This window comes from Streptomyces sp. NRRL F-2580, assembly GCF_000720115.1.
Taxonomy (GTDB): Bacteria; Actinomycetota; Actinomycetes; order Streptomycetales; family Streptomycetaceae; genus Streptomyces.
The window spans coordinates 1-844 of sequence record NZ_JOIR01000105.1; the positions used below are offsets into that span (position 1 = coordinate 1).

An 844-nucleotide genomic window follows, 5' to 3' on the forward strand; every position below is an offset into this window, starting at 1 on the left:
TACTGAGGTTTTCAGGGTGGGGTCGGTGGGTCGATGGCCAGATGTGTGGCCGTGAGGCAGCCGTCGACCAAGTGGGGTCGGAGTTGGATTCTGCGTAACTCGCGGCGGAGTGTGCGGTCGAGGTCGTCGGGTGTGGCGAAGGCGGTGTTGGCCATCGCTCTGCGCACAAGTGACCAGACGGCCTCGACGGGGTTCAGGTCGGGTGCATAGGGCGGGAGCCGGACGGTTGTGAGCCAGTCGTGCTCGGCCTCGTAATGTTTCAGCCCCGCGGCCAGGTGGGTGTTGAGATTGTCCCAGACCACCACGATCGGGCCGCCGAGCTGGATGTGAGCCCGCACCAGCAGGTCGCGGTAGTCCTTCCAGGAGAAGCTCTTGCGTGCACCCTTGAGCAGGAGATGAGTGCGGGGCCGGTGGATGAGACGGCTGTGTTCACCGGGTTTGTAGCAGCACAGCGCGGCGACCGAGGTCCGGCGGCGGGACCTGCCGCGCACACGGATGACAGGGGTCTGTCCGCGCCGGCCCCAGGTGCGGGCACGGGGCGGAGTCATCGAGAAGCCGGCTTCGTCCTCGAAGACGATCCAGGCACCGGACGCCGCCGCGAGGCTTTTACCCCCGGCCAGACCTCCTTCTTCCACAGCTCCACCGCGTGCTCGGCACGCTCGAGGGCTCTGCGGGCGGGCGTCTGCCAGGACCAGCCGTGCCGTTTCAGCAGCCGCCACACCGTCGCCACTGACAGGCTCACCCGAAGATGCCGACGGATCAGGGTCTGGACCCGGGCCAGGGTCCAGCGTTCGTCTTCGAAGCCGTGTGCCGACGGCCCCTTGCCGAGTTCCTCCTCGAGCAC

1 pseudogene is annotated in these 844 nt (G+C 67.5%); it reads right to left on the minus strand.

The features are described from left to right. Nucleotides 1-11 precede the first annotated feature (11 nt). A pseudogene (locus IF88_RS49810) lies at nucleotides 12-844 on the minus strand (IS630 family transposase); the annotation flags it as partial.